This window comes from Enterobacter sp. HK-058-C-ECC (genome assembly GCF_047531125.1).
GTDB classification, from domain to species: Bacteria; Pseudomonadota; Gammaproteobacteria; order Enterobacterales; family Enterobacteriaceae; genus Enterobacter; species Enterobacter quasiroggenkampii.
Genome location: NZ_JBLKCH010000007.1, coordinates 80,256 through 88,881, shown reverse-complemented (window position 1 = coordinate 88,881; position 8,626 = coordinate 80,256). Strand labels below are relative to the sequence as shown.

Annotated in this window: 8 protein-coding genes; 2 read left to right on the top strand and 6 right to left on the bottom strand. The window is 57.6% G+C overall.

Annotated features, from left to right (window positions below):
• Positions 1–45 precede the first annotated feature (45 nt).
• Positions 46–1,584, top strand: a complete 1,539-nt coding sequence (gene aldB, locus ACMWJS_RS14945) for an aldehyde dehydrogenase AldB (RefSeq protein WP_048028094.1) — start codon at positions 46–48, stop codon at positions 1,582–1,584.
• Here aldB and ACMWJS_RS14940 read toward each other — a convergent pair.
• The gene (locus ACMWJS_RS14940) at positions 1,581–2,546 is read right to left on the bottom strand and encodes a LysR family transcriptional regulator (RefSeq protein WP_414747250.1); all 966 of its coding nucleotides are present in this window, start codon (positions 2,544–2,546) and stop codon (positions 1,581–1,583) included. The genes aldB and ACMWJS_RS14940 overlap by 4 nt on opposite strands.
• Before the next feature lie 117 nt (positions 2,547–2,663).
• On the opposite strand from ACMWJS_RS14940, the gene ACMWJS_RS14935 reads away from it, so the two are divergent.
• The gene (locus ACMWJS_RS14935; protein WP_023615822.1) at positions 2,664–3,404 is read left to right on the top strand and encodes a MipA/OmpV family protein; all 741 of its coding nucleotides are present in this window, start codon (positions 2,664–2,666) and stop codon (positions 3,402–3,404) included.
• Between the two features lie 83 nt (positions 3,405–3,487).
• On the opposite strand, the gene araD is transcribed toward ACMWJS_RS14935, so the two are convergent.
• The 5 genes from araD to ACMWJS_RS14910 all read right to left on the bottom strand — a co-directional run bounded on the left by araD (position 3,488) and on the right by ACMWJS_RS14910 (position 8,610).
• Positions 3,488–4,183, bottom strand: coding sequence for an L-ribulose-5-phosphate 4-epimerase (gene araD, locus ACMWJS_RS14930; protein WP_048028083.1), 696 nt, complete (start codon positions 4,181–4,183; stop codon positions 3,488–3,490).
• The gene (locus ACMWJS_RS14925; protein ID WP_025910545.1) at positions 4,177–5,037 is read right to left on the bottom strand and encodes an L-ribulose-5-phosphate 3-epimerase; all 861 of its coding nucleotides are present in this window, start codon (positions 5,035–5,037) and stop codon (positions 4,177–4,179) included. Before ACMWJS_RS14925 ends, araD begins: the two co-directional genes overlap by 7 nt.
• Positions 5,038–5,039: 2 nt before the next feature.
• Positions 5,040–5,693, bottom strand: coding sequence for a 3-keto-L-gulonate-6-phosphate decarboxylase UlaD (ulaD, locus tag ACMWJS_RS14920; protein ID WP_048226564.1), 654 nt, complete (start codon positions 5,691–5,693; stop codon positions 5,040–5,042).
• Positions 5,690–7,195 carry an FGGY-family carbohydrate kinase gene (locus ACMWJS_RS14915; protein WP_048028171.1) on the bottom strand — a complete coding sequence of 502 codons (1,506 nt, stop codon included), beginning with the start codon at positions 7,193–7,195 and terminating at the stop codon, positions 5,690–5,692. Before ACMWJS_RS14915 ends, ulaD begins: the two co-directional genes overlap by 4 nt.
• 95 nt (positions 7,196–7,290) lie before the next feature.
• Complete coding sequence (locus ACMWJS_RS14910) at positions 7,291–8,610, bottom strand: MFS transporter (RefSeq protein ID WP_025910539.1); 1,320 nt, start codon at positions 8,608–8,610, stop codon at positions 7,291–7,293.
• Between the last annotated feature and the right edge of the window lie 16 nt (positions 8,611–8,626).

Here is an 8,626-nt window from a genome sequence, read left to right as displayed (position 1 = left end):
CAGCCGGAACTACCCTTGTTGTACACCAACAGCAAGGAGACGGACATGACAAACAATCCTCCCTCATCGCGTATCCAGCCCGGCGAGTATGGTTTTCCCCTCAAGCTGAAGCCCCGTTATGACAACTTTATTGGCGGCGACTGGGTCGCTCCCGTCGACGGCGAATACTATTCCAACCTGACCCCGGTTACCGGCCAGCCGCTGTGCGAGATTGCCAGCTCCGGTAAGCGTGATATCGACCTGGCGCTGGATGCGGCGCACAAAGCGAAAGAGAAATGGGCTCACACCTCCGTGCAGGATCGGGCGGCGATCCTGTTCAAAATCGCCGACCGGATGGAGCAGAATCTGGAGCTGCTGGCGACGGCGGAAACCTGGGATAACGGCAAGCCGATCCGGGAAACGATGGCGGCTGACGTGCCGCTTGCTATTGACCACTTCCGCTATTTTGCCTCCTGTATTCGCGCTCAGGAGGGCGGGATCAGCGAAGTCGACAGCGACACCGTGGCGTATCACTTCCACGAACCGCTGGGCGTCGTCGGGCAAATTATTCCGTGGAACTTCCCGCTGCTGATGGCGAGCTGGAAAATGGCGCCCGCGCTGGCGGCCGGAAACTGTATTGTGCTCAAACCGGCGCGTCTGACCCCGCTCTCGGTCCTGCTGCTGATGGAAATCGTTGGCGATCTCCTGCCGCCGGGCGTGATTAACGTGGTGAACGGCGCGGGCGGGGAGATAGGCGAATATCTGGCTACCTCAAAACGTATCGCCAAAGTGGCGTTTACCGGGTCGACGGAGGTGGGCCAGCAGATCATGCAGTACGCCACGCAGAACATTATCCCGGTGACTCTGGAACTGGGCGGGAAATCCCCGAACATCTTCTTCGCGGACGTGATGGAGGAAGAGGATGCCTTCTTCGATAAAGCCCTGGAAGGGTTTGCGCTGTTTGCGTTTAACCAGGGCGAAGTCTGCACCTGCCCAAGCCGTGCGCTGGTGCAGGAATCCATCTACGAGCGCTTTATGGAGCGGGCCATTCGCCGCGTTGAGTCTATTCGCAGCGGTAACCCGCTCGATAACGTTACACAGATGGGGGCGCAGGTCTCGCACGGACAGCTGGAAACGATCCTCAACTACATCGACATCGGCAAGAAAGAGGGGGCGGATATTCTCACCGGCGGGCGTCGTAAGGTGCTGGGTGGGGATCTGCAGGACGGCTATTACCTTGAGCCGACGATCCTCTTCGGCCAGAACAATATGCGCGTTTTCCAGGAGGAGATTTTCGGCCCGGTGCTGGCCGTGACCACCTTTAAAACGATAGAGGAGGCGCTGGAGATTGCCAACGACACGCCGTATGGCCTGGGCGCAGGTGTCTGGAGTCGCAACGGTAATCTGGCCTATAAAATGGGCCGCGGCATTCAGGCCGGGCGCGTCTGGACCAACTGCTACCACGCCTATCCGGCGCACGCGGCATTTGGCGGTTATAAGCAGTCGGGCATCGGACGTGAAACCCACAAGATGATGCTGGAGCATTACCAGCAGACCAAATGTCTGCTGGTCAGCTATTCTGATAAACCACTGGGGCTGTTCTAGTCGCCCAGCTCAGGCCGTCCGTGGGCGGCCTGGGCAATTTGCTGGCGCAGGCAGTTAAGGACGCCATCCAGAACGTATTGCACGCGCCAGGGCTGGTATTCGCGTTTGCGGAAGATGGCCGTCAGATCGAGCCACCACTCCTCCTGATGCGGGAAGCAGGGGACCAGCATGCCTTTCGTTAATTCTTTTTTCAGACTCTCTTTGGGTGCAAAAACAATCCCAAGATTATTTCTGGCCAGCTCCAGGGCCGTCTGCGTATTGTCGCAAATATAATTACCGGTCACCCGGTAGTCATGCACGTCATCGCTGCCGTGCACGCGGAAACGCCAGATGTTGGCATCATCGACCAGCATGGAGTCAATGAGAATACAGGAGTGATTAATTAAATCTTCAGGTCCGGTTAAGGGATGTTTATTTAAATATTCTACGGTTGCGAAGGCCGTAACGGAATATTGTGTCAGCACGCTGGCCACCAGACTTTCGTCTTTTGGCTGAGCATAGGTAATTAAAATGTCGCAGTCATCCGGAAAGGTAACGCCTTCTGAAAATTCATTCCGGTCCAGATTGTAGGTTTTCAGGGAGATGCGGATGTCGCCGATGTCTTCTATCTGATGGATCACGTGTCGCGCGAGGTAGGTCACGATACCTGTTGGGGCATAGATCGTCACTTTTCCACGCTTTTCATGCTTATAATCAGCAATGAAATTAATAAGCTGGCTGTTCTTATCCAGCGTGGCGTTCACGTAGGGGAGTAACGCTTCACCAAACTGGGTCAGAGCCAGCTGTCGCGTGGTGCGCTCAAAAACCTTGAGCCCAACCCGCGTTTCAAAATCAGACAGATATTTACTCACGTTGGCCTGCGCCATACCTAGCAGGGCGGCGGCATCACCAATGCTGTGGGTGGCGGCGATGACGGAGATAATTTTTAATTCGCGTGGTTTTAGCTGTAATGTACTCATCATGCACACCCATCTATATGATTTTATATATAATATTATATAAACCGCAGCGTTGCATTGGCAATTTTGTAACCATTATTATGCGCCTCGCTTGTTTGGCATTTAAATGGATTACATAGAATGACTATTAAATACAATTTACTCATCGCTGCCACGTTATTTGCATCAACGTCTGCCATGGCCGGTGAATTTTCACTTGGAGCGGGGGCTGTATTTAATGAGTCTCCATACAAAGGCTATAACGAAAATACGACTGCGGTACCGTTAATTAGCTACGAAGGCGATCGCTTTTACGTTCGCCAGACCACGGGCGGATGGATCCTGTGGAAAGATGCAAAAAATGAATTAAGCCTGACCGCAACGTGGATGCCGCTGCATTTCGACCCTGACGATAATGACGACCATCAGATGAAGCAGCTGGATGAGCGTAAAGCGTCCGCCTTCCTCGGCGGTGCGTACTACCGCCACGAAAGCTGGGGGTCGCTGAAAGTGGCGGTCTCTGGTGATGCCACGGATGAAAGCGGCGGCGTGATCGGCGAAGTATCATACTTCCGTCCAATCAAAATGGATCGCCTGACCCTGACGCCTTCTGTGGGGGTGTTCTACAGCGACGAAAGCTATAACGACTACTACTACGGCGTATCCGGCAGCGAGTCTCGCCGCTCCGGGCTGGATCAATACACTGCCGGTGACAGCTGGACGCCATACGTTGGTCTGGCGGCTAAATATCAGTTAACCCAGAAGCTGTATCTCAATGCCAGCGCGGTCTACACCGTGTTGCCTGACGACGTGAAGAATAGCCCGATGATCGACCGCGACGACAGCTTCGCGCTGATGACCGGCCTGACCTGGCGTTTCTGATGTGGTAAAGCCGGGTGGCGGCTTCGCCTTACCCGGCCTACGAGCGTGCCTGTACTGCTGTTCCCTAAAGCCTCTATCAATGATCACTGCCCGTAATAGGCATTCGCTCCATGCTTGCGCAGATAATGCTTGTCGAGCAGTTCCTGCTGCATAACCGGAAGCTGTGGCGCGAGCTGGCGAGAGAACAGGCCCATATAGGCGCACTCTTCCAGCACCACGGCATTGTGAACCGCATCGGCCGCGTCTTTACCCCAGGCGAACGGACCGTGGGAGTGGACCAGCACCGCCGGGATCTGCATCGGGCTAAGATCGCGCTCCTCGAAGGTTTTGATGATCACTTCACCCGTCTGGTATTCGTATTCCCCTGCAATCTCTGCTGTGGTCATCAGGCGCGTGCAGGGGATGGTCCCGTAGAAATAGTCCGCGTGCGTGGTTCCCCAGGCAGGTAAATCCAGCCCCGCCTGGGACCAGATAGTGGCGTGGCGTGAATGGGTATGCACGATGCCGCCAATCTCCGGGTAACGACGATACAGCGCAAGATGGGTAGGCGTGTCTGAAGAGGGCTTTTTATTCCCCTCAATAACCTGGCCCGTGGCGATATTCACCACCACCATATCCTCCGCCGTCATCACGTCGTATTCCACACCGGACGGTTTAATGACCATCATGCCGCTTTTGCGGTCCACAGCGCTGACGTTGCCCCAGGTAAACGTCACCAGCTGGTGGGCGGGCAACGCCAGGTTTGCTGCCAGTACCTCGGCTTTAAGTTCGTCTAGCATGTCATGCCTCCTTCCTGCATACGGGCTTCAATCCAGCGGCGCGCCTGGATAATCTCCAGCACCGGCTCTTTTGCTTTTTCGGTCCACATTTCAATCAGAAATGCGCCGCGATAGTTCAGTTGATGCAGCGTGTTAAACACGCCAACGAAATCGACGCAGCCCTCGCCAAACGGCACGTCGCGGAACTGGCCGGGGCTTTGTGCGGTGACGGGCTGGGTATCTTTCAGGTGAATAGCCGCAATGCGGTCAATGCCCAGCGTCAGCTCGGCGGTGACGTCGTTACCCCACGCGCTCAGGTTGCCGACGTCCGGATAAACGCTGAACCACGGTGAGGCGAGCATGTCGTCCCACTTTTTCCATTTGCTGATGGAGTTCATAAACGCGGTGTCCATGATCTCCACCGCCAGCATCACCTGTGCGGCGGCGGCCTGTTCTACGGCCCAGGCCAGCCCGTCGGCAAAGCGCTGTTGCGTCCCCTCGTCATGCGCTTCGTAATAGACGTCATACCCGGCAAGCTGGATGGTGCGAATGCCTAAATCACGCGCCAGCCTGATGGCTTTGCTCATGATCTCACGGGCGCGCTCGCGCACGGTTTCATCGCGGCTGCCAAACGGGAAACGACGGTGGGCAGACAAGCACATAGAGGGGATCGCCACGCCGGTTTCCAGCATCGCTTCCACCAGAGAGGCGCGCTGCGTGGTGCTCCAGTCGAGGCGTGATAATCGCTCGTCGGTTTCATCGACAGACATCTCGACAAAATCGAACCCGCAGCTTTTCGCCAGTACCAGCCGCTCGGGCCAGGAGAGATCTTTTGGCAGCGCTTTTTCGTAAATACCTAACGGATGCTGACGCATGGTTACGCTCCCCAGATGTCGCGAATGTGCGAATGGAATGCCTGTGCCACCTGCGGTGGATTGGCGGCACCTGCCAGCGCGCGTCCGGCAATAAAGGCTTTGACGTTGATTTGCTTAAACAGCGGCAGGTCGGCGGGGGTGATACCGCCGGTAACCGAAAGCTGCAAACCGATATCGGAGAGCGCTTTCATTTTTGCGAGATCCGCCTCACCCCACTGCTGGCCGCTCGCCTGTGCGTCACGTCCGCGGTGATAAATGGCCTGCTTCACGCCGATGCGATGCCATGCGCGAGCATCGTCCAGCGTCCAGTGACCAAAGAGCTCCATCTGGATTTCTCCCCCGCGGCGCAGGGCTACCTCGTGGCCGCGTTCAACGGTGGCCAGCGGGGCGGCGCAGATGATGGTCATCCAGTTTGCACCCGCGCCAAATGCCTGCTCTGCCAGCGTTTCTCCGGCATCGGCCACTTTCCAGTCCGCAACGATGATTTTATCCGGGCACTGCTCGCGCAGAGCGCGCACGGCGTTTAGCCCTTCGGTCAGGCACAAAATGGTGCCCGCTTCGACGATATCAACGTGATCGGCAAGCGTCGCGACATCACGCTGCGCGGCCTGAAGAGAGGTATGGTCGAGCGCCAGCTGCAGTAATGGTCGGCTCATAGGTTGTTCTCCTTAACTCGGGCGTGATAGCCCTGTAGTGCTGAAATCAGTAGCTGATAGCGCTGATACTTGCGCTGATAGGCCGCATGGGCGCGCATGTCAGGCTCAATGACACGAATGTCGTGTCGGAGGGCGCATTGCGCCGTATGGAAATCGGGATACACGCCGGTGCCGACCAGGGCGGCCAGCGCCGCGCCGGAACAGCCGGTCTCTTCTACCTGCGGCAGTTCAATCGCCAGCCCGCTGACGTCCGCAAGCATTTGCATCCACACGTCCGAATGGGTTGGACCACCCGTCACGCGCAGGGCATGAACGTGGGTAAAGCGTTCGAGCATGCGGTTGAGGTGGGTCATGTGGCAGAACACCACGCCTTCGTAAACCGCCTGCAGCAGGTGCGCGCGGGTGTGTAGCGCCTGCATCCCGTAGAAGCCGCTGGTCATCTCCAGCCCGGCGTTGCTGCCATAGAGGAACGGCAGGAAGTACACATCGCTTTCGGCTTTCGGCAGGCTGGCGACGGCGTGGTTGATCTCGCTGAACGACATGTCGCCCCACTGCGCGGTGAGCCACTCAAGGTTGCCGGACGAGGTCGGGCTGGCTTCGTGAACGATGTACTGCTGCGGATGCACGTAGCGGCCATAAACGTAGGGGAAGGGTTCGTTGCTGCGAAGTGCACTGGCGATCCCGCTGGTGACGGCCCAGGTGCCCATCACGGCATTCAGCGTGTGCTCGTCCTGCAGTCCGGCGCAGAGCGCGGTGGAAACCACATCAAACAGTCCCCCCACGACGGGCGTGCCCGCCGCGAGACCGGTAAGGGCGGCTGCCTGAGCGGTGATTTCCCCGCAGATTTCTGCTGAACCGACAATCGGCGGCAGGGCGCCGTCAATCTCGCTGATCCCGAGCCAGCGCGTAAGCTGCGGGTCATACTGCCCGGTATTCATGTTGTAGAGATTGGACTCGGAGATGTTGCTCTCTTCACCGCCCTTCACGCCGGTCAGGCACCAGCGCAGATAGTCGTGCGCCATCATCACGCAGCCAATCTGCTGATAGCGCTGCGGCTCGTTCTCTTTGACCCAGCGCAGAAGCGAGGCCGGATGCCCGGTCCACAGCGTCTGGCGCGTATGCGGGTAGAGTTTTTCGGGAATGCCGTCCTGCTGCCAGCGCTGCACAATCTCCAGTGCCCGGCGATCGGAGGAGAGGATGGCGTTGCCCAACGGTTGGTCCTGTTTATCGAGCAGAAACAGCCCTTTACCCTGAGCAGAAATGCCGACCCCATTGATCTGGTTGCCGTTTACGCCTGCATTCTTGAGCAACGCGGCGATGGTTGCGTGGCAGTGCTGCCACAGCTGATGCATATCCCGCTCGGCGTAGCCCGCTCGCGGGCTGAGCGTGGCAACGGAGCGGCGTTCGATACTGACTTCTTTGCCCTGGCTGTTGTATAAACCGGCTTTCAGATAAGTACCGCCACAATCGATACCCAGCCAGAAGGTCTCTTTTTCACTCATCTTCATCTCGCTTAATTGCCGGGTGGCGCTGCGCTTACCCGGCCTACGGTTTGGTTTTCTCCCTCTCCCCGTGGGAGAGGGCTGGGGTGAGGGCATCAGGCCGCACGTTTATGGGGATTTACCGTGGGATTGGGCTCTGCCCCGGCATCGCATTTCGCCGGCAACAGCAGGGCCAGCAGCGACGCCAGCGCGAGTGAAACGGCCAGGCAGTAGACGCCCGCATCTTTGCTGTACAGGGTGATCAGCACGCCAACGGCGTAGGGGCCGCAGAAGCCACCGAGGTTGCCCAGGGCGTTGATCACGCCGCGCGCGCCGCCCGCCATCTCTGCGCTAAACAGTCTTGCCGGGATCGTCCAGAACACGCCGGCGGCGGATTGCAGGAAGAAACCGCAGCCCACCAGTGCGGCATAGGCCAGCCAGATGTTTGCTTTCAGGGCTACGGAGAGGAACATGCAGAGCGCGAAGCCAATCAACGGCAGGGAGACAAACAGCTTGCGCTTGCCGGTGCGGTCAGAAAGCGAGGAGAACAGGAACATGCCCGCAATGGCGCCGATGTAGGGCAGGATGGCGAGCATCCCCACCTGACCAATGCTGGTGTGCGTCAGCTCCTTCAGAATGGTCGGCAGCCAGAGGGTGTAACCGTAAATCCCGGTCTGATAGAAGAAATTCAGGGCGATCAGCTGCCACATGGTTTTGTCAGACAGCACCGCGCTGAGCGAGGCATTTTTCACCTCTTTTCCGGCGATGGCCTGCTGTTCAGCCGCCAGCGTTTGCACCAGATAGTTTTTCTCGGCCGCTGAGATCCAGCGGGCTTCCTGCGGACGGTCGTAGACCGTGAATGCCCAGAGCACCAGCACAACAATGGACATCAGACCTTCAATGATGAACAGCCAGCGCCAGTCAAGTGCGGTGATAATCCAGCCCGACAGCGGGGCGGTGATTATTCCGGCGATGGGTACGAACATGATCACAATTGCGTTGGCGCGACCGCGTTCGGCATCCGGGAACCAGTTGCTGATCATGGTGAGCACAACGGGCAGCATCCCGCCTTCCGCCACGCCGAGTAAGAAGCGCAGCACCAGCAGCTGGTACTGATTCGTCACGAGACCCGTGAGCACCGAGATCACCGCCCAGGCGACCAGTGACCAGCCGATAAATTTCTTGCCGCTACCGTGCACCGCAATCTTGCCGCCGGGTACCTGCAGGAACAGATAGCCGATAAAGAATATGCCGCCCGCGAGGCCTGCCATGGTGGCGGTAATACCTAATTCTTCGTCCATCCCTCCCGGCATTGCAAACGCGATATTCACGCGGTCCATATATGAAATAATACAGGCGATAAGAATAGGAGGAATGATTCTTAGCCAGCGCTGGCGCGGAATGTCCGCATGTAGAGCATGAGTAGAAATATTCATAGTTAATCTCTCAGTA